General features: G+C 34.5%; 20 protein-coding genes. 7 read left to right on the top strand and 13 right to left on the bottom strand.

Translation table 11 applies throughout. The features are described 5' to 3' along the window. Window positions 1–306: 306 nt before the first annotated feature. Genes BN2390_RS04200 through BN2390_RS04190 form a run of 3 tightly spaced genes read right to left on the bottom strand, consistent with a single transcriptional unit; the run spans window position 307 to window position 2087 of the window. Window positions 307–1386, bottom strand: a complete 1080-nt coding sequence (locus BN2390_RS04200) for an iron-containing alcohol dehydrogenase family protein (protein WP_242847641.1) — start codon at window positions 1384–1386, stop codon at window positions 307–309. Window positions 1387–1424: 38 nt separating this feature from the next. Further along, complete coding sequence (locus BN2390_RS04195) at window positions 1425–1793, bottom strand: CoA-binding protein (protein WP_053983098.1); 369 nt, start codon at window positions 1791–1793, stop codon at window positions 1425–1427. Between the two features lie 27 nt (window positions 1794–1820). Continuing rightward, window positions 1821–2087: a DUF1294 domain-containing protein gene (locus BN2390_RS04190; protein WP_082238574.1), complete on the bottom strand. Its 267-nt coding sequence runs from the start codon at window positions 2085–2087 to the stop codon at window positions 1821–1823. A 170-nt stretch (window positions 2088–2257) separates the two neighbouring features. On the opposite strand from BN2390_RS04190, the gene BN2390_RS04185 reads away from it, so the two are divergent. Further along, window positions 2258–3235, top strand: a complete 978-nt coding sequence (locus BN2390_RS04185; protein WP_053983097.1) for a DHH family phosphoesterase — start codon at window positions 2258–2260, stop codon at window positions 3233–3235. A 31-nt stretch (window positions 3236–3266) separates the two neighbouring features. Here BN2390_RS04185 and BN2390_RS04180 read toward each other — a convergent pair whose 3' ends face one another. From BN2390_RS04180 to BN2390_RS04170, 3 genes are read right to left on the bottom strand one after another with little or no spacing between them, the layout of a single operon-like run. Next, complete coding sequence (locus BN2390_RS04180) at window positions 3267–4253, bottom strand: aromatic acid exporter family protein (RefSeq protein WP_053983096.1); 987 nt, start codon at window positions 4251–4253, stop codon at window positions 3267–3269. A gap of 21 nt (window positions 4254–4274) precedes the next feature. Next, window positions 4275–4796, bottom strand: a complete 522-nt coding sequence (locus BN2390_RS04175) for a chromate transporter (protein ID WP_053983095.1) — start codon at window positions 4794–4796, stop codon at window positions 4275–4277. 1 nt (window position 4797) lies between these two features. Then, window positions 4798–5337: a chromate transporter gene (locus tag BN2390_RS04170; protein ID WP_053983094.1), complete on the bottom strand. Its 540-nt coding sequence runs from the start codon at window positions 5335–5337 to the stop codon at window positions 4798–4800. Window positions 5338–5570: 233 nt separating this feature from the next. Here BN2390_RS04170 and BN2390_RS04165 point away from each other — a divergent pair, with 233 nt between their 5' ends. The 3 genes from BN2390_RS04165 to BN2390_RS04155 all read left to right on the top strand — a co-directional run bounded on the left by BN2390_RS04165 (window position 5571) and on the right by BN2390_RS04155 (window position 7879). Continuing rightward, window positions 5571–6293, top strand: coding sequence for a TraX family protein (locus BN2390_RS04165; RefSeq protein WP_053983093.1), 723 nt, complete (start codon window positions 5571–5573; stop codon window positions 6291–6293). Between the two features lie 81 nt (window positions 6294–6374). After that, window positions 6375–6911, top strand: coding sequence for a 50S ribosomal protein L25 (locus BN2390_RS04160; RefSeq protein WP_053983092.1), 537 nt, complete (start codon window positions 6375–6377; stop codon window positions 6909–6911). Between the two features lie 200 nt (window positions 6912–7111). Continuing rightward, window positions 7112–7879, top strand: coding sequence for a hypothetical protein (locus tag BN2390_RS04155; RefSeq protein ID WP_053983091.1), 768 nt, complete (start codon window positions 7112–7114; stop codon window positions 7877–7879). 67 nt (window positions 7880–7946) lie between these two features. Here the strand turns inward: BN2390_RS04155 and BN2390_RS04150 are convergent, their stop codons facing one another. The 3 genes from BN2390_RS04150 to BN2390_RS04140 all read right to left on the bottom strand — a co-directional run bounded on the left by BN2390_RS04150 (window position 7947) and on the right by BN2390_RS04140 (window position 10601). Further along, the gene (locus BN2390_RS04150; RefSeq protein WP_053983090.1) at window positions 7947–9191 is read right to left on the bottom strand and encodes an aminopeptidase P family protein; all 1245 of its coding nucleotides are present in this window, start codon (window positions 9189–9191) and stop codon (window positions 7947–7949) included. Window position 9192: 1 nt separating this feature from the next. After that, entirely contained in the window at window positions 9193–9825 is a 633-nt protein-coding gene (locus tag BN2390_RS04145; protein ID WP_053983089.1) for a pentapeptide repeat-containing protein, read from the bottom strand. A 269-nt stretch (window positions 9826–10094) separates the two neighbouring features. After that, entirely contained in the window at window positions 10095–10601 is a 507-nt protein-coding gene (locus BN2390_RS04140; protein WP_053983088.1) for an SET domain-containing protein, read from the bottom strand. Window positions 10602–10778: 177 nt separating this feature from the next. Between BN2390_RS04140 and BN2390_RS04135 the strand changes: the two genes are divergently transcribed. Genes BN2390_RS04135 through BN2390_RS04125 form a run of 3 tightly spaced genes read left to right on the top strand, consistent with a single transcriptional unit; the run spans window position 10779 to window position 14081 of the window. Continuing rightward, on the top strand, window positions 10779–12323 hold the full coding sequence (locus BN2390_RS04135; RefSeq protein WP_053983087.1) for an ABC transporter substrate-binding protein: 1545 nt from the start codon (window positions 10779–10781) through the stop codon (window positions 12321–12323). An 11-nt stretch (window positions 12324–12334) separates the two neighbouring features. Then, window positions 12335–13282, top strand: coding sequence for an ABC transporter permease (locus tag BN2390_RS04130; protein ID WP_053983086.1), 948 nt, complete (start codon window positions 12335–12337; stop codon window positions 13280–13282). 1 nt (window position 13283) lies between these two features. Beyond that, window positions 13284–14081, top strand: a complete 798-nt coding sequence (locus BN2390_RS04125) for an ABC transporter permease (protein ID WP_053983085.1) — start codon at window positions 13284–13286, stop codon at window positions 14079–14081. A 117-nt stretch (window positions 14082–14198) separates the two neighbouring features. Here the strand turns inward: BN2390_RS04125 and BN2390_RS04120 are convergent, their stop codons facing one another. The 4 genes from BN2390_RS04120 to BN2390_RS04105 form a co-directional block, all read right to left on the bottom strand. Then, window positions 14199–14924, bottom strand: coding sequence for an MBL fold metallo-hydrolase (locus tag BN2390_RS04120; protein ID WP_053983084.1), 726 nt, complete (start codon window positions 14922–14924; stop codon window positions 14199–14201). A gap of 27 nt (window positions 14925–14951) precedes the next feature. Next, entirely contained in the window at window positions 14952–17354 is a 2403-nt protein-coding gene (locus BN2390_RS04115) for a sensor histidine kinase (RefSeq protein WP_053983083.1), read from the bottom strand. Window positions 17355–17459: 105 nt separating this feature from the next. Beyond that, complete coding sequence (locus BN2390_RS04110; protein WP_053983082.1) at window positions 17460–17783, bottom strand: DUF1540 domain-containing protein; 324 nt, start codon at window positions 17781–17783, stop codon at window positions 17460–17462. A gap of 100 nt (window positions 17784–17883) precedes the next feature. Continuing rightward, complete coding sequence (locus tag BN2390_RS04105) at window positions 17884–18537, bottom strand: site-2 protease family protein (protein WP_053983081.1); 654 nt, start codon at window positions 18535–18537, stop codon at window positions 17884–17886. Between the last annotated feature and the right edge of the window lie 90 nt (window positions 18538–18627).

The raw sequence follows: 18627 nt of genomic DNA, 5'->3' as shown, positions 1-18627 counted from the left end.
CATCATTCATTAGTATATTTTATGAAGTAAAAACTTTTAGTATATGATGTAGTCTAGCTAGCCCTCTACCGGTGGGGCTATGATGTGATAGGCTGTAAGGTAAGTTATTGTATGGAAACTTTCTACGCAAACTTTTTAGAGAGGCTTAGTAAATGCAATCAAACTGGTTTTAGGGAAATGTTTGAAGAAAAGTGAACTTTTTTTCTGAGTTTTGACCGTTAGTTTGATGAAATGAGCTTAGTCTGTCTTAAAAGTTGAGGACTAGAAGTTGGAATACAATAAGCTTACCTACATGCCCTCACTCCATCAAATATTTAAACTTGCTTTATAAATATGATAAATCTCCTCATACCCTATTTCTTCTGGGTGATTTTGAAGTTTTGCTTGATTTGCACTCATTTCTTGTGCGTATTGTTGTAGTTCTTCATCTGTTACTTTGATATCTGTCAGACAAAGGGCTGTTAAAATCTTTTCTAGTTCATCATGATTTTTTACACCAATGAGCTTATGAAGTCTTTGAACTTTTGCTTGGTCTTTAAAGCATCTTAAATAATGTACATAAAGTACACCATTTGCTAAGCCATGTGGCACGCCTTTGTGATAAGTAAGTGCATAACCCATACCATGTGGTAAACTTGTGCCTGTTTGAGCTATAGCCATACCACCTAGCATAGAAGCTAACATCAAGTCTTTGCGACACTCATAAGTAAAGAATCCACCTAAGAGGTTATCAACACAGTTCCCCCAGTACTCTAAACCTCTTTCAACTAAAGCTTCACTAATCTCATTGCTTTTTACATTCAAGTAGCTCTCTACTAAGTGGCTTAATGCATCAACTGCAGTATGCACAGTAATATTCTTTGGCATATCTAACATATATTTTGCATCTAAGTACGCAATCCTTGGAAATACAGTATGTCCAATGTTTTTCTTTGTTTGTGCCTTATGATCTGTAAGGATAGAGTATTGTGTAACTTCAGTTCCTGTACCTGCTGTTGTTGGCACAGCTACTACTGGTGATGCCTCTAAGCTTTTACCACAAATAAGTGTATCACCTGTTAAATCAGTATTTTTAAGTAGTACAGCTATCGCTTTTGCTGCATCAATAGGGGAGCCTCCACCTATTCCAATAACAAAGTCTGCACCTTCTTTTAATCCAAAATCTCTTGCTTTTTCTACTGTTTCTAAAGAAGGATTTTCTTCTATTTGATCAAAAAGAACAAAGGGAATATTCTCTTTTCTTAACGCATCTTCAACATCTTTTCCTGATCCGTTTAATTTAGCTGAACGTTTCCCTGTTACAATAAGTGCTTTACTTCCTAAACCTTTTAATAAGTGACTATTAGCATCTATACAATTTTCACCTATTATTACTTTCGTTGGCATAAAAAAAGAACTCATCATCTTCCATTCCCTCTTTTCTTTTAATATAATCTGATCCCTACTAGTGCACAGCCTTCTAGGACAATCACCCCATTTTCTTTTAAATAGGAAATAATCTTTTCACTCCCTGCACCTGGTTGAATCAGCACGTGCTTAATTCCTAATGTTACAATTTCCTTAATATAATCTAGACCATCTATAGGATTAATACATAAATCTACGATGTCTATATCACCTTTTATATCTTTTAAGCTTTTATAAGTGAAACCTGTTCCTGTAGGATGTACACCATATACTTTATATCCTTTTTCTTTCAATTCATTTCTGATTTGATTAGCATATTTAAGTGGATTATCTACATCCCCTACTACAGCCCAGCTTTTTAGCTTCATAAAGTCTCTTAAATGCATGGCCTACTCCTTCTGTCTGCTTTTTACTTATTTGTATTTCATAACAAGACCTAATATGATGATTTGCAAAACAAAAATGGCTGGCATTCCCCATTTAAAATACCAATGCTTTGTCTTGTGTCTGAAAGTCTCCATGCCTAATGTTGTCCCCAAACTTCCACCAACTAATGCAACAAGGAAAAGTGTTTTCTCTGGAATGCGGTATTTTTTCTTAATTGCACGTTTTTTATCGCTATACATCATTCCAAATCCTATAAGATTAATGACTAAAAAATAAATGAATAAGTATTCCACGTTTTCCTCCTAAAATTAATAGTGTTATTGTTATTGTAGTGAATTTTTCAACTTTAATCAATACTACTGGAAGATATATCCGTTTATATGCCTCAATCTTTATATTTTATGTTGTATAAGTATTAAAAAAATTGATATAATTATACTATAAATACAGGGGAGATTGAGCCATGATCTTAGATACTATTATTCAATATAAAAACATTGTTATTCAATGCCATAACAACCCAGATGCTGATACCATTGCTTCAGGTTTTGCACTTTATTCTTATCTAAGAAGTATTGGCAAAACTGCTCGTCTCATCTATAGTGGAACCCAGATACAAAAGCCTAACCTCAAAATCATGATTAAGCAACTTGCTATTCCACTAGAATTTGTTGCTAAGCTAGAGCCCCCCGACTTATTAGTGACCGTAGATTGTCATTACAATAATAATAACCTTACACGTTTCAGCGCCCATGCTGTATGCATTATTGATCATCACATTATTCAAGGCACTGAATTTGAGCTTCAAGATATTAGGCCTTACCTTGGTAGCTGTGCAACTTTACTTTGGGATTTACTTACTCAAGCTAATTTTGATTTCAATTCTCACCCAAATGTTGCAACTGCTCTATACTACGGGCTTCTAACTGATACAAATTATTTATCTGAAACTCGTCATCCCCTTGACAGAGATATGGCAGATTCTATTTCATATGACTCAGCGCTTATTCACAACCTTAAACACTCTAATCTATCCTTTAATGACCTTGAAACTGCTGGTAACGCTCTAATCAATTGTTCATTAGATACTATAGGGAAAGTTGCTATATTTGAATCAAGACCTTGTGATCCAAATATCTTAGGATTTATTAGTGACTTAGCCATTCAAGTAGAAAATATCTCCCTATGCATTGTCTATTTTCAAAATGAAGAAGGCATTAAATTCTCTTTGCGTAGTTGTACTAAAGAAGTCAAAGCTAATGAATTCGCCAATTACATTACTAGTCATGTAGGTTCTGGTGGTGGCCACCTAGATAAAGCTGGTGGCTTCATTGACCAAGAGGCTTTTGTAAAAATTTATAGTACACTATCTCCTAATGCTTATTTTCATAATGTCATCAAAACTTACTTCCATAGTTTTGATATTATTCATACTGGATAACACATAATTCAAACTAAAAAAAGGTATGCCTTTAAATGGCATACCCCTTTTTATATTCCTCAAATTCCTCTTGTGTTAAACTTTCTCTAAAGCTCTGTTTAATCTCTAAGAAATGTTCAATATCATTTAGAAACTGATAAAGCATTGCTCGGTTCTCAAATTCCTCACGGGTCTTTGGTAAATCAGATTTTCTAAAGTCTTCTCTTAATTTTTCTAGTTGTACTAAAAGGTCTTTCGCTGACTTTTCGCCATGAACACTTTCTGCAACTTCCGCTGTAAAACGTGCAACAACATCAGCTTGAGCTGTTGTCATAAAGAACTTAGTAAAATGTTCTTTCATATAAGCCATCACTTGAAACTGTTGCTTACGCATATCAAAGTACTGGATAAAAGGCGGATGCTTACTAAATAAATAATTATTTGTATAACGATAAGCATTTGATTTGCCTTCCTCTATTTGTTGTCCTAGTAGCGCATAGAACCGATCATCTACCTGTGCACATTCTGACTTTAATGCACAGGCCATATTTTCAAAAATACTATACATCGTTTTCTCTAACTCGTGTCTACATTTCATAATCTCATTTTCTACACTTGGCATATATAAGTTGATAATCAGCGCAACAATAACTCCAACTACAACCAGTGCCAGCTCATTCAAAAATAAGTTGAGCGTAATACTGCCTTCTCCTAAAAAATGAGTTACTAATACAGATGCTGGTACAATCCCTTCAACCATATTACCTTTTGAAGCTATAGGGATAAAAATAATTAGGAAAACCCCAAAACTTAAAGCATAAAATCCTAATCCATTAAAAACAAGTGTTGCAAGTAAAAGAGCAATCACCGTTGCAACTAACCTTTTAATTGCCATTTCTACTGATTGTTTCTTTGTACTTTGAATACTTAATATGGTAATAACAGAAGCTGCCGTTGCATACTTAAGTCCAAGCGCAGTGGCAATAAGGAGTGTAATGGTTGCTCCTATTCCTGTTTTCAAAGTACGTATTCCTATCATCCTTTTTATATTCGTTCCTCCTTACAAGCCTAAAATAATGCCCACTCCTGCACCTAGTGCAATATAAAGAATGGGATGTTTCTTCCATTTACTCATAATAACTAAGAAAGCACCACAGACTAAAATTGTTTTTAAATCCACAATCGCCATCTTCGCTACATTAAATCCCGCCGCACCTATAAGTCCTGCTACAACGGGACGAATACCGTAAAAACAATCTTGTACCATTTTTTGCTTTTTAAATTTTTCAAAGAAATGAGCCACAATAATAATGATAATAATAGAAGGTGTGACAAGTCCTAGTACCGTTGTAATACTTCCAGGGATTCCTGCTACATTAAATCCTACATAAGTTGCTGCATTCACCCCTATTGGTCCTGGTGTAGATTCAGCAATGGCAATTAAATCTAATAAATCCGCTGATGTAATCCACCCATACTTATCAATCAATTGCTCTAAAAAAGGTACTGTCGCCAACCCACCACCTAGTGCAAACAATCCTATTCTAAAGAACTCACAAAAAAGTTGAATATAAATAAGCATTTTATTCTACCCCCTTTTTGCGACTTGCTACTAATCCAATTAAAGCTGAGCAAACAATAATCCATACAGGTGAAATAGGTATCACAATAAGCAATATAAATCCTACTACAAAAAGGGCAATTGTAAGCTTATCATGAATGGTCTTTTTTGCCATTGTATAAACCGTTTGTATAATGAGTGCTATAACCACTAAACGAATACCTCCAAAGGCATGCTGTATAACAGGATAATGAGCAAAGTTCTTAAAAAATGCTGCAATAATTGTAATGATTACAAGTGAAGGTGTAACCATACCCAGTGTTGCCACAATCCCTCCTATAATTCCTTTTAACTTATATCCAATGAAAGTTGCTGTATTCACCGCAATAATCCCTGGTGTCATTTGTCCAATAGCATAATAATCCATGATCTCTTCATTGGTAGCCCAGTTCCTCTTTTCCACAATCTCCTTTTGAATAATCGGAAGCATGGCATACCCTCCTCCAAAAGTAAAGGCGCCCATTCTCATAAACACAACAAACAGCTCCCATAATTCCTTCATATTATATGCCTCACATTCTCTTTAGTCTGTTTAAATCTATCTTATTTATCTTTAGTATCTTTCACAAATCATATTTTACACCAAATCCTTCAAAAAACGCCACCCATAAATCAAGCATGACGAAGAAGCTTAATAAGTGCTATAAAATTTAAAGTTAATTAATTTCTTCTACTTTGTCCCTCTACTAAATATGCTATAATATAAGCCAATATTTAATTAAGGAGTTCTCATCTATGTTAAAAATAATTGCCATGATTTTGATGCTTATAGACCACGTAGCACTTGCATTTTTACCTTCATACTCTACACCCTATCTAATCTGCAGGTTACTCGGTAGACTTTCTATGCCTATTTTTGCTTATAAGATTGCTTGTGGCTTTTCTTATACTAGCAACCTCAAACAGTATACAAAAAATATTGCACTTATGACATTAGCTGCTCAGATTCCATTTATGTTTCTTAGCTATGGTAGTGCTTTTAAAGACGTCCTATATAGTACCTCTGGCCTCATTCTACTCTCTCACTGGAATATTGGCTTTACCTTTTTATGTGCACTTGCTCTTTTATATTTTATCAACTCAACCCATCATCTACCTTTAATATTACGCATCCTACCTTCAATAGTTATCTTAATACTAAGTACCGTTGCAGACTATGGTATATACGGCGTCTTAACAGTATTACTTATGTACTACTTTCTTCACTCTACTAAACGTTATAAAACGAGAGGCTTAATGAAATATACATTAATCTTTACACTCCTTACTATATTTTATTATTTAACCTTCTTTACTGATGTGGCACTCTTTATGATTAGTATGCAATTACCTGCTATTTTGGCATTACCTGTAATCTATTTCGTACCTGATAAATCTATTCCCTTACATAAATCTTTCTTTTACATCTTCTATCCTTTACATATGCTCATTATTGCTCTTGTTGCCTACTTTATATAAACAAAATCTTTTTAGCATATTTTCCTCCTATAGCTCGTACATATAAGATATAGGTATTTTTACAAAGGGGGAAAATTTGTCATGTCACAAAAAGTTTTTAAAATTATGCCACGTGATTCAAAACACAGTTTAGTTAGTTTAAGAGGAAAAGGGTTTATTCCTGGTATTATGTATGGACAATCCTTAAAAGAATCTATTGCCATTCAAATACCTCTTACCTCTCTTCAAGCTATTATCAACGACTCTACAAATATGATGTTTCCATTAGAACTTGAAGGACAAGTTTATAACTGTGTCTTAAGAGAATTTCAACCAGACCATCTACACTCTCAAATTCTTCATGTAGATTTTCAGTTTGTCAAACCTGGTGAATACATTAAAATGAATGTCCCTATGAATTATGAAGGTGTAGAACTCTTAAGTAGCAAAAAATACATATTAGAAAAAGCTTTATCACGTATTCTAGTTAAAGGATCTGTAGATGTACTTCCTGAATCCTTTATGCTTAATGTAGGTAGCTTAGATCGTGGTGCTAAAATTTTTGTACGCGACATTGAATTACCTAAAGGTGTTGAGCTCTTAACGAATCCAGAGACAATTATTGCTACAGTTCAGTAGCTTTAAATCAATAAACCACGAAGAGGCACTCCCTTAAATTCCTAGGGAAGTGCCTCTTTTATTTATACTTCTTATAAAATCTAAAATTTTTTCAAAACAACTCAACAAAATCCTATCTTCAGTTGTATTACTAGTGAAACCACTTAAATGGGAATAAAAAATTTAAAATAGATTACAACTTCGGAAGGTAGGAATTAAAAATGAAAAATCAATTAACAAAACGTTTAGCAACTTTAGGAATCGCTTCAATCTGTGCAGTAGGTGCATTAACAGGATGTGCAACAACCAAAGCTTCTGTACCAACTCCACCACAAGTATCAACTAACTCAGAAGCCATAACTGCTCCACAGCAAACTTCTCCTATGGGTATGAGACCTATGATGACAATTGACGGTAATCGTTATGTATTCCTCAACAATGGAGAAGCCTTCAAGTTAGAAGAAAGTCAATTAGGAAAAGAAATTAGCAAGCAAAATGATGGTACACTCTTTGAGCTTACAAACTACGCTCCTGCATTTAGAATGGCTTTTGAATCTAACGGCGAATTCTATATTTGTGAAAATGTAGGTAAAGCAGATGATACACCTATTGATATAAAAGAGTATCTTCAAGCTGCTAACTTGCAACAACATATTATGTTTACAGATATCTTTGACCACATGGGTGGCTCTATCTTAAACATGTTAGAAAAAGAAGATAGCGTAAAACTCTTAGATGCACTCACTCATGCCAAAGTTGCTACATTAGAAACAAGTGACTATGAGGCTATTGCAAAAGCACAGACTGAAGGCCTCTCATACCGCGTTGAATTCTCTCTAGATGACCATACAACATTTACAAGCTATATTATTCCAAGCATGAACTACATAACTATTGGAGATTACACTTGTGTCCTCGAAGATTTAGATGACCAAATTGGTAGCTACTTTGAAGGTCTTGAAGCCTCTGAAAGTATTACTTACAACTAACAATAAAAAGTTCTGCCACCCATTCCTATAAATTAGGCATTGGGTGGCAGAACTTTTTAGTTCTAACTTAGCGTTTTGCCATAAACGCTTCGATATCTTCCGCTGTTTTAATAATATCTTTAGAAAGATTTTCACATCCTGTTGCTGTAACAAGAATATCATCTTCAATACGAATACCAATGGCTTCTTCTTCAATGTAAAGACCTGGTTCTACAGTGAGTACCATTCCTTCTTGAAGTTCTACTTTACGGCTACCTACATCATGTGTATCAAGACCTAAGAAGTGGCTTACACCATGATAATAGTATTTGCTCACATCTTCCATTGTCTCTACTAATCCAAGTGGCTCAAGTTCTTCAAAATAGATCTCTTTAACACGTTCATTAAGTGCAGTAAACGGTATACCTGGTTTAATCATTTTAATTACTTCTTCGTTTGCACGTAGTACAATATTATAGAAGAGTTTTTGTCTTTGGGTAAACTTACCTTCTACAGGGAATGTTCTTGTAATATCTGCATTATAGTATTCATATTGAGCACCTAAGTCAAAGAGTATTAAGCTATCTTGTGGAATCACACTATTATTGCTTGAGTAGTGAAGCACTGTAGCATTTACCCCTGATGCTGCAATTGTTTTAAACGCGTAGTCTTCTATTCCATGTGTCTTAAGTACAAAGTCAAAATGGGCTTCAAGTGCATACTCCATAATGCCGCTCTTTGCATTTTGCATAAGGGCTCTAATCCCTTCATCTGTTATTTGAATAGCTTCTCTCAACTTGTCTATTTCATGTTCGGATTTAATCATACGTAACGCTGAAATATGATTATGTACATTGCCAAATTGCACAAAAGGATAACGTTCTTTACAGTCATTTGCAAAGCGTTGCTCCTTAGTTAAATCATTTTTAAATCCATCTACTTCAAAGTCTAAATAAATCTTATGAACATCACCAGACATAATGGCATGATGGAGTGTACTTTCAAAGGCATCTAAATAATGAATTTCACTAATGCCTGAAATTGCTTCTGCCTCTTCTTTAGAAATAGTCTTACCTACCCATTTTTCCATTACAGGATCAGCCTTTTTGATAAACAAAATAGATTTAACTTCATCTTTAACCTTCATAAGTCCAAGAATAATACCCTCTTCTTTAATACCACATAAGTAGTAAAAATGACGATTAGTTGTAAAAGGATAACATTCATCTGCACTTTTTTTAGGTGCGTTTCCTGAAAATAGTAATGTTAAGCTCCCTTCTTCAAGTTGCTCAGCTAAACGTTTTCTTGTTTCTGTATAAAATAGTCTACTCATCTTACTCCATCCCCTCTATTTTTAATCCAAGCATTTTTGCAAAATTTAATGCTTGAGTTGGTGTAACCTTAAGGCCTACTAATTCTTGTAGCTTTACCTTTAATCCTTCAATTTGACAGGTTGTGAAATCTAATCCTTTAAGCTTTGTACCTGCCATTTCAGCTCCAGTTAAATCACATAGTTTAAATTGTACTTTTTGAAACTTGCATTCTCCAAGATAGCTCATTTTCAAGCTACATTCTTCAAAATCTACTTCTTTCAGTGTTGAAAATCCTAATCCTAAGTAATCTCCAATACATGTTTTAAAAGTTGTATACTGCACACAGCTTTCTGGAATATTAAGACCCGTTAATTTGCAATCTTCAAATTGGCATATGTGAAAAATAGCATCTTCTAAGCTCATATTAGATAAGTCACAGCGCTTAAAAATAACATTATTAAACTCTATTTTCTTAAAGCAATTATCACTAAAAGTAACATTTTCTAAAATACATCCTTTAAAAAGTACATTCTTACAGTTTTGCTCTTCTATATAAATACTTTTAAGATGTTTTTCTTCTATAACCATCTCATCTTCTAAGTTGGTTAAATCCTCATCTATTAATTCAAGTTGTGGTACAATATATGGCTTCATCTGTTGACTCCTTTGTCCTATTTCTAATGTCTATCTTAACATTTTCCCATCAATAAGACATCATTTTTCATAAAACTTTAGTTTTTATCATCAATTACTTTGCATTTATTAATGCTTGTCCCTATAATTATTAAAAATACTTATCCTCATTATATACCTTCACAAAAAACTTATTGATTTAGGAAAACATACTTTGCTTATATCATAAAAGTAGATACCCTAAACTTTCAAAAATAATCAGAGTACCTACTTTATTTAACTTTGGATTTCTATATAAATTTAAAGGAGTTAAGTATATTTTCAAGATTTGCTTTATCGGTCCATATAATTGTGTAGTCATACCTCTCTTGACCTTCAACAACAGGCTTTTTATTTTTGACAATAATTGCTACTTCTCTATCAAAAACTTTATTTTGATCTGCTGATGGTATAATTACTCTAGCTGGTTGACCATCTAAATCTACATCCATAACTTTTGGATTCATCCCAAAAGGTTTAATAGGTGTATTAATTTCTTGCTGTACAACCACATTTATTGGCCTATTATAAGCTTCAATTTCTGCAACTTCTACGAAGCCCCCTGGGCCATCATAACGTTCTTCATAGTTAGGATTTTTAGTCCAGTCTGCAGGATACTTAAAACTAATGTCATAGAGTTCGCTCTTGAATTGTTTATAGCCTTCTCCACTTTCTCCTCGATAGTCAAATCCGTGTTCTTGGCTTAGAAGCAAATAGCTTATTCCTAAAATAGCAATTAAACCTAATTGATTATTCATCCCTCATCGCCTCTTTCCACATTCTAATTACTACCATATTATTCCATTTTTATAAAATGGTTACACTTAATTTTTCTTGTATCTAAGTTCAGACTTTTTTATAATAGAAGCGTATTGAATACTATAACAAGCGCAACTTATACATTTATAAGTGTGCATTGTACAAGGAGGCAATTTATGAAAAAATTTTTAAGCTTAGTACTTTCTTGCTCTATGCTATTAGCAGTAGGATGTACAAACAACACTGGAGGAGACCTTAAGGCATCTACTAATGTCACGGCTCTAACTAGTGAAATACAAGTAGGTGGAATTGTACGCACAACTATGCCATCAGAACCTGATCACCTAGATCCTCACCTAAGCGCTGCTGCTGACACAAAGGCTGTCATGAACAATGTCTTTGAGGGACTTATTCGTTTTGATGAAAAAGGTGCATTCTTACCTCAACTTGCCACAGACTATACCGTAAGCGACGACGGCCTACAGTATACTTTTGACATCAGAACTGATGTAACCTTCCATAACGGAGAACCTATGACAATGGATGATGTATTATACTCTTATAAACGTTTATCCGGTCTTAATGGTGAAACTCCTCTTTCATCAAAATTCCAATCTGTAACTTCTATTGAAGCAATAGATGAAGATACTTTAACCTTTACTTTAAGTAACCAAGATGCTTCTTTCTTAAGCACCTTGATTGAACCCGTTATTCCTAAAAATTATACAGAGCAATCCAGCAAACCTATAGGCACAGGTCCTTTTAGTTTTGTAAGCTATTCACCAGCTAAAAGTATTGTTCTTAAACGCAATGATGCCTATTACGATACAACACGTATGGCATCTATAGATGAAATTGAATTCCGTATTATGACAGATGAAAGTAGTATTTTAATGGCGCTTAAATCAGGTGACTTAGATATAGCTCAAGTGCTTTCTATGAGTGTGCCTGCTTTAGAAAAAGACTTTACTATGACTTCTTTCCCACAAAATATGGTTCAGATCTTTGCACTCAATCATGATATCGAGCCTTTTAACGACTTAAGAGTCCGTCAAGCAATCAACTATGCTATAGATAAAGATTTAATTATCAATGGTGTTGTAGGTGGTTATGGTAGCAAACTTTATACCAATGCCAGCCCTGTAATGGGCTTCTGGTTCAATGATCTTAGCCAAAAGGAACCTTATCCTTATAACCCGGAAAAAGCAAAAGCCCTTTTAGAAGAAGCTGGACTTCCTAATGGTTTTACAACAACCATTAAAGTTCCTTCTAACTACCAAACCCATATTGATACAGCTCAAGTGCTTGCTGATATGTTAAAACAAGTTGGCATTACCCTTAATATTGAACTTATGGAATGGGGTACATGGCTAGATACAGTCTATAGTGGTGGTAACTACGAAACAACTATTATCGGCTTAGCAGGTAAGCTTGACCCACACGAAACCTTTGTACGCTATCAAAGTGAATACGCTAAAAACTTCTACCACTTAAAGAGTGATACCTATGACCAGCTTATAGCTGATGGTATCCATGAAACGGACCCTGATAAACGTGCAGCAATTTATAAGCAAGCTCAACAATTTCTTGCAGATGAAGCGGTTGCAGTCTACATCATGGATCCACACTTAATTATGGCATCCAAACCAGATCTTCAAGGTTATACCCCTTATCCTGCACCTTATTTTGATGCAACGAAGCTTTACTATATAGGAGAATAAAAGGTGGTCTTATGGGATTCTATATTAAAAAATTCATTTCATTAATCACCACTTTACTTCTGATATCTATTGTGACATTTGGGGTATTTCAAATACTGCCAGGGGATCCAGCTTCTATTATACTGGGTCCCGATGCAGACCCCTTACAACTTGAGGCGATGAGACAATCTTTGAATTTAGATGCACCAGCTCTCACACGTTATATAGATTGGATAGGTAATGCATTTAGAGGAAACTTAGGTGACTCTATTCGCTTCCATATACCCGTTAGTGAACTCCTTCTTGCACGTATTCCTGTCACAGCATCTCTAGCACTTGTTTCACTTACCTTAACAGTGCTCATTGGACTGCCTATAGGACTGTTCATTGTACGTCATGACCATGCTAGCGGCAAGTTTGTCTGTATCCTTTCACAACTGAGTATCGCCATTCCTTCTTTTTGGATGGGTATTGTATTGGTACTACTTTTTTCTGTCACGCTCAACATTTTTCCAAGTGGTGGCTATATACCTTTTGTTACTCATCCTTTGAAGTGGTTTCAAAGTCTTTTTCTCCCTGGTCTTTCCATATCACTGGGAGCTGCTGCTGTACTCATCCGTTACTTGAGCACAACTATGCTCGAAGAACTTCCCAAGCACTATGTCCAGACAGCCAGAAGCAAAGGATTATCCGAAGGCAAAGTCCTCACCAAACACGTCTTCAAAAATGCGCTTATTCCTACTATTACTATTTTAGGCATGCTCGTTATTGATATATTAGGTGGGAGTATTATTACAGAAAATGTCTTTAACCTTCCAGGCCTTGGGAACCTTATTGTTACAGCTATTAATAGTCGTGACCTTCCTCTTATCCAAGGGCTTGTCCTCTACTTAGGAGGGATTGTTGTTGTGATCAACTTTATAGTAGATATCCTCTACAGCATAATAGACCCACGTATCCGTGTAATAGGAGGGCGCTAATATGAAGGCATTCAAATGGAATACTGAACTTATTATTGGAACATTTTTAATTGGATTTATTGGTTTATTAGCGCTTACTAGCTTTTTCTATACACCTTATGACCCAGAGGCTATGGATATTATAAACAAACTTCAAGCCCCATCTTTCATACATTTGATGGGTACAGATCAATTTGGTCGAGATGTACTAAGCCGTATTATGGTAGGTGCTAGATTAATCTTTGTCATTGGAATAAGTACAGTATGCTTTTCTCTCTTAATAGGAGGCTTACTAGGGATTGCTTCAGGGTACTTCGGAGGTTTTGTTGATACGCTCATTATCAAGCTTATTGAAGTAAAGATGGCATTTCCAGGCACACTACTTGCACTTATGCTTATTGCCCTTTGGGGATCTAATATGCCAATGATTATTGTGGCACTAAGCATTATGAACATCCCACGCTTTACTAGGATTGTACGCAGTGGTTACTTACAATATAGGAATGCTACCTTTGTAGAAGCTGCCATAACTGGAGGCATCAATCCATTTCGCATTATGTTTGTACACATTTTGCCCAACTTAGCCTCTAGTATCTATATAACTGCTACACTCTCCTTCGCTTCAGCTATCCTCTCAGAAGCCGGTCTAAGCTACTTAGGACTAGGCCTACAACCTCCACTTGCAAGTTGGGGTAAGATCCTTGGCGAAGCACAACCCTATATGCTACAGGCACCTTACCTTGCAATCTTCCCTGGTATCATGATTGCCCTAGTCGTACTAGGCTTCAACCTCCTAGCCGACGGCATACGCCGCCTGTAAAGTCTCTTTTTAAGAGCAAATGTAAAAGGGATAGTGTACATGTAGTCCTAACCCTTCCGCCATAAAAATAACCCCTTATAGAAAGTCAATTCACAAGACTTTCTATAAGGGGTTATTTTATTCTATTCTATTAGGTACAGGCTCTCGTTCTACAACATTGAATCCTAACCCTCTAATCTCATCCATTTTAATATGCTGATCAAGGTGCATGCAATAGACTTGCTTTCTATATTGAGGTTGAATCTTATCCGCTAACTTATATAAATAGAGATGGACATTACCTTCATAATCCAATCCACAGCTATCTTGATAGATAACATCAAGCTCACCATTTTCTAGTTCTTCAATAACTTTATCTGGGATTTGACTGGAATCTCCGCTGTAATACAGCCTTTGTTCTTCTGTATTTAAGATAAATCCATAGGCAGGCATAGTATCTACGTGAACCTGTTGTACCCACTGTGCATGGATTAATCCCAGTCCATTTAATTCAAAGTCTACTTCACAATTCCCATCCAACACATACATATCCTCTGTTACTCCAATAATACGTAAGTAAGACTTTATAAGCGCTTCATTTGGATAAAAAACCTCTACCTTTATCTTTAAAATATAATAACAATAAAATATAACCTCTCCCAAGCTTCCTATATGGTCTGGATGAGTATGGGTAATCATAATTTTTAATTTATGGATTCCCTGCAATAAATCCAATTGCTGCACATCATGAAATACTGTGCCACCACAATCTATCAAAAGCATTTCTTGACCTTCTTTAATAAAGGCACTATTATTACCTAATCTTGTATTAAAAGCACTTCCTACACCAATAAACTTTAGCATCTTATTCTCCTTCTAGTTAACTACCCACTAATGGATGCTATATACATCTGAAAACTCAATTACACATTTTTCAATTTTATTACCAATAGTAGGATCACCTATAACATTTACATTGGCCTCTTGTCTAATAGGTAAGCTAAACCAGAAGCTTGTTCCTATACCTTCTTCACTTTCTACATATATCTCACCTCTATGCATTTCGACAAGTGATTTAACTAAAGCTAATCCTATTCCACTTCCTTCTGATTTTCTTGTAAGACTGTCTTCAATCTGTACAAACCTTGTAAATATATCTTGTAGCTTTTCTTTAGGGATACCAGTACCATTGTCTTTTACATAAATATAAACATTTTCTTTTTCTACCTTTATATCTACTTCGATTTTCAGGCCTCGCTCTATTTGTTTGTCTCTTGTCATTGCTTTAACTGCATTAGAAAGTAGATTCAACATAATACGTTCTATCTTATCTGGATCACACGCAAGGATAACCTCTTCCTCCTGTGTATCAAAAACAAGGTTAATACCTTTTTCTTCAGTATACTCTGCTACAGACATGGTAATATCTTCTACAATACTAATGATGTTATGATTTTCAAAATTCATCTTATAGTATCCCGCATCTATACGTGTCATATCAATTAAGTTATTGACAAGCCTTAATAATCTATAAGCATTTTGTTTAACAATCTTTATATGCTTATCTAAGTTTACTCCTTTATTATACTTAATACTTCCATCCTCTATATTTTTTCCCATGAGCTGCATCATAGAGAGTACAATATTAATTGGCGTTTTAAATTCATGAGACATATTAGCAAAAAATTCGTTTTTAAGAGTTTCCATTTGCAACGCTCTTTCATACTCTAATTTTGCTTCTTCTAATTGTCGTTCTTTCGTAACATCTCTTCCCATGGCTATAATTAGATCATTTTCTTCTAATATTTTAGCTTTCCACTGTATCCATTTATATACACCATCTCCACATTGAATCCTACATGTAAAAGGTTCAACATTTTCTTGTCGTAAACATCTTCTTGCCCATTCCTCAAATAATGGCATATCATGAGGATGTACTAGCTGATCACAGTGTTCCCCTATTATCTTTTCTTCTTCCCATTTCAATACTTCACGATAACCTCTATTTACTTTCTTAACTATCCCATCTAGGCCAATAATACTTATTACATCTACCCCATTATTAATAATACAGTGCATCTCTTCTTTAGTTAAATTATTTTCTCTAAGTACATTTTTAATCATTTCTGCTAAACTAGCATTTTTAAGCAATACGCTTATATGTCTGACAAGAACTTCTATAAAAGTATCTAGATCCTTAGGTATATGTATTGCATCTCTATATCCAAAAGAAAGGACTCCTAGTATTTCATCTTGATACACTAGAGGATATGCCGCTTCATAGATTATTCCTGATATCCTTAAATCGTATCTTTCGTATTTTTCTTTCTTCCTATTATTACGCTCCACTTCATCTATATATTTAAGTCCCCAAAACTGTTTATCTTTAACATCTGCCCATGCAATTTTTACGCCTTTAAAATCTTCTTCTTCTCTCCAGTATTTTGAACCATACTTTATTCGTGAACCAACTATTCCATTTTTTTCATCATAGGTTAGAATACTTATATACTCTGCATTTAATTGTTGCATCATCTCTTGTTTTACATTATCTAGTACAACTAAGGCATTGTCCGTATCGTTTAAAATACTCTTTAACGTAGACATTTGCTCATAGCTCTTTTCCAATCGTTGTTCCATCCCATACTCATAACTTCTATCTATCTTAGAACCAATAAGGTACTTTACATCTCCCCGGGCATCTGGGATATAATTTCTAGTCACATGAAAATAAATCGTTTCTTCTCCTATGATAGCTTCTTCATCATACGTTATTGGACACTTATTTTGTATTACCATTTCTTCTTTCTCTTTTAGCTGAAGGCCATATTGAGTATTCCATAGTTCTAAATCTGTCTTGCCTAATATTTCCTCCCTAGTATCTACATCTGATAATGTTTTAGATACTTCTATACATTGATCATTGATAAAAAGATATCTACCTTCTATATCTTTAATGCCCGCCAAGAAAGGTAGTCGATTAAAATAGGCCTCAAACATGTCTCTTTCTTGCTTATACTGGCATTCTTCAATGATCATATACTTTACTTGTTCACCTTCAAAAAATTCATCTATATATTTAATACTTAAATGGTCTACACATCCATATTCATCTTTTATAATTAAATATTTCCTGTCATCTGTAAATCTAAAAGCTTCATCCTTTTGTTTATTTTCAATATCTTGATGTGATAAGTGTACTTGGTCACTAAAAGCTTTATTTACAAATTTAATCTTACTATCCTGATCTAGTATACAGATTCCTTGATGTAAACTCTCTAATACTTTTCTCATATTTTCCCCACAAAATAGTTATATTTTTATTTTTTCTAATAATTATATACTATATTCTAAAAAACCATTAGTCAATTAAAAAGAGGTGTCCTAAGACACCTCCTTTTAACTATTCCTTTCAAAACTTAAACAGTCTGTATGAGCATAGTTACTTACATTACACAAGCTACTTATTTCAATTTCATTTAAAGAACATTTCCACCCTGAATTATACATACAAGTATTCACGTCACAACATATCGTTTCTGTCTGTCCAGGATAACCTACCTGTTCTATGGCATTACGGGCATTTTGCTTGCTGGTATAGGATTCACAATAGGTAGCCTCTGTAATAGATGCACCTTCTCCTCCAACCTGGAGTCTTTCTGCTTGGCAAACGCTTGAATTATTGTAATAACACGATTCTACTGAACAACTTACCTTAGGCATTGGCGTAATCCTCCTTAACTAAATTTTACGAAACTGTTTATACGTACAAATCTAGTATGGTTACAATGCCCAGTATTTATTCTACAAAATATTTGTGCTCCTATACACCTAATATAAGACTTACTATAAACCAAATGCCTTCATACATCCCACTCATAATCATATTAAGGGGTGTACGTAATACATAAAAAGACAAAATGAGTAGCAATGCTAAATAACCAAAACGCTCGTACCTCATATATTTAAAATACTTATCTTGTGGCAAGATTGCACCTAATATTTTGGAGCCATCTAGTGGTGGTATTGGAATCAAGTTGAAAATACCTAAACTTAAATTAATGATTGCTAACATCTGTAAAAGTCCATACACAAAGATAATAATATCTCCCATATAACCTACCGTTACTTGGCCACCTGTTACCTTTAATATCACACCCATAAAGAATACACTAAGAAGAGCAATCAAAAAGTTCATCACTGGCCCACCTAGAGCTACTAACACCATACCCTTTTTAGGGTTCTTATAGTAATTAGGATTAACTTGTACTGGCTTTGCCCATCCAAAATGAACAACCATCAAACAAATGGTCCCTAAAAAATCTAAATGTCTAAAGGGATTAAGAGATAATCTTCCTGTTTGCTTTGGTGTTGGATCTCCTAATTTATATGAAACATAACCATGCGCAAACTCATGAAATGTAATGGCTACAAGTACAGCTATAAGCGTTTGTACTACTTCAAAAACACTGTCCATCTTTATCCCCCTTTAATATTTTTATACATAAGTACATCCATAATGTATTATAATTAGTTATACCATACCTATATGTATATTAAAAGGAGA

Source organism: Niameybacter massiliensis (assembly GCF_001282685.1).
GTDB classification, from domain to species: Bacteria; Bacillota; Clostridia; order Lachnospirales; family Cellulosilyticaceae; genus Holtiella; species Holtiella tumoricola.
Note: the sequence above shows the minus strand (reverse complement) of the source record. Positions and strands in the feature narration are given on the sequence as shown.

What these genes read in the sequence shown, in the direction of transcription:
- BN2390_RS04125 (WP_053983085.1), top strand. Translation starts at nt 13,284, where the DNA reads ATGAAGGCATTCAAATGGAATACTGAACTTATTATTGGAACATTTTTA.
- BN2390_RS04140 (WP_053983088.1), bottom strand. Translation starts at nt 10,601, where the DNA reads ATGAATAATCAATTAGGTTTAATTGCTATTTTAGGAATAAGCTATTTG.
- BN2390_RS04110 (WP_053983082.1), bottom strand. Translation starts at nt 17,783, where the DNA reads ATGCCTAAGGTAAGTTGTTCAGTAGAATCGTGTTATTACAATAATTCA.
- BN2390_RS04160 (WP_053983092.1), top strand. Translation starts at nt 6,375, where the DNA reads ATGTCACAAAAAGTTTTTAAAATTATGCCACGTGATTCAAAACACAGT.
- BN2390_RS04105 (WP_053983081.1), bottom strand. Translation starts at nt 18,537, where the DNA reads ATGGACAGTGTTTTTGAAGTAGTACAAACGCTTATAGCTGTACTTGTA.
- BN2390_RS04185 (WP_053983097.1), top strand. Translation starts at nt 2,258, where the DNA reads ATGATCTTAGATACTATTATTCAATATAAAAACATTGTTATTCAATGC.
- BN2390_RS04155 (WP_053983091.1), top strand. Translation starts at nt 7,112, where the DNA reads ATGAAAAATCAATTAACAAAACGTTTAGCAACTTTAGGAATCGCTTCA.
- BN2390_RS04130 (WP_053983086.1), top strand. Translation starts at nt 12,335, where the DNA reads ATGGGATTCTATATTAAAAAATTCATTTCATTAATCACCACTTTACTT.
- BN2390_RS04115 (WP_053983083.1), bottom strand. Translation starts at nt 17,354, where the DNA reads ATGAGAAAAGTATTAGAGAGTTTACATCAAGGAATCTGTATACTAGAT.
- BN2390_RS04120 (WP_053983084.1), bottom strand. Translation starts at nt 14,924, where the DNA reads ATGCTAAAGTTTATTGGTGTAGGAAGTGCTTTTAATACAAGATTAGGT.
- BN2390_RS04165 (WP_053983093.1), top strand. Translation starts at nt 5,571, where the DNA reads ATGTTAAAAATAATTGCCATGATTTTGATGCTTATAGACCACGTAGCA.
- BN2390_RS04145 (WP_053983089.1), bottom strand. Translation starts at nt 9,825, where the DNA reads ATGAAGCCATATATTGTACCACAACTTGAATTAATAGATGAGGATTTA.
- BN2390_RS04180 (WP_053983096.1), bottom strand. Translation starts at nt 4,253, where the DNA reads ATGATAGGAATACGTACTTTGAAAACAGGAATAGGAGCAACCATTACA.
- BN2390_RS04170 (WP_053983094.1), bottom strand. Translation starts at nt 5,337, where the DNA reads ATGAAGGAATTATGGGAGCTGTTTGTTGTGTTTATGAGAATGGGCGCC.
- BN2390_RS04200 (WP_242847641.1), bottom strand. Translation starts at nt 1,386, where the DNA reads ATGCCAACGAAAGTAATAATAGGTGAAAATTGTATAGATGCTAATAGT.
- BN2390_RS04135 (WP_053983087.1), top strand. Translation starts at nt 10,779, where the DNA reads ATGAAAAAATTTTTAAGCTTAGTACTTTCTTGCTCTATGCTATTAGCA.
- BN2390_RS04195 (WP_053983098.1), bottom strand. Translation starts at nt 1,793, where the DNA reads ATGCATTTAAGAGACTTTATGAAGCTAAAAAGCTGGGCTGTAGTAGGG.
- BN2390_RS04175 (WP_053983095.1), bottom strand. Translation starts at nt 4,796, where the DNA reads ATGCTTATTTATATTCAACTTTTTTGTGAGTTCTTTAGAATAGGATTG.
- BN2390_RS04150 (WP_053983090.1), bottom strand. Translation starts at nt 9,191, where the DNA reads ATGAGTAGACTATTTTATACAGAAACAAGAAAACGTTTAGCTGAGCAA.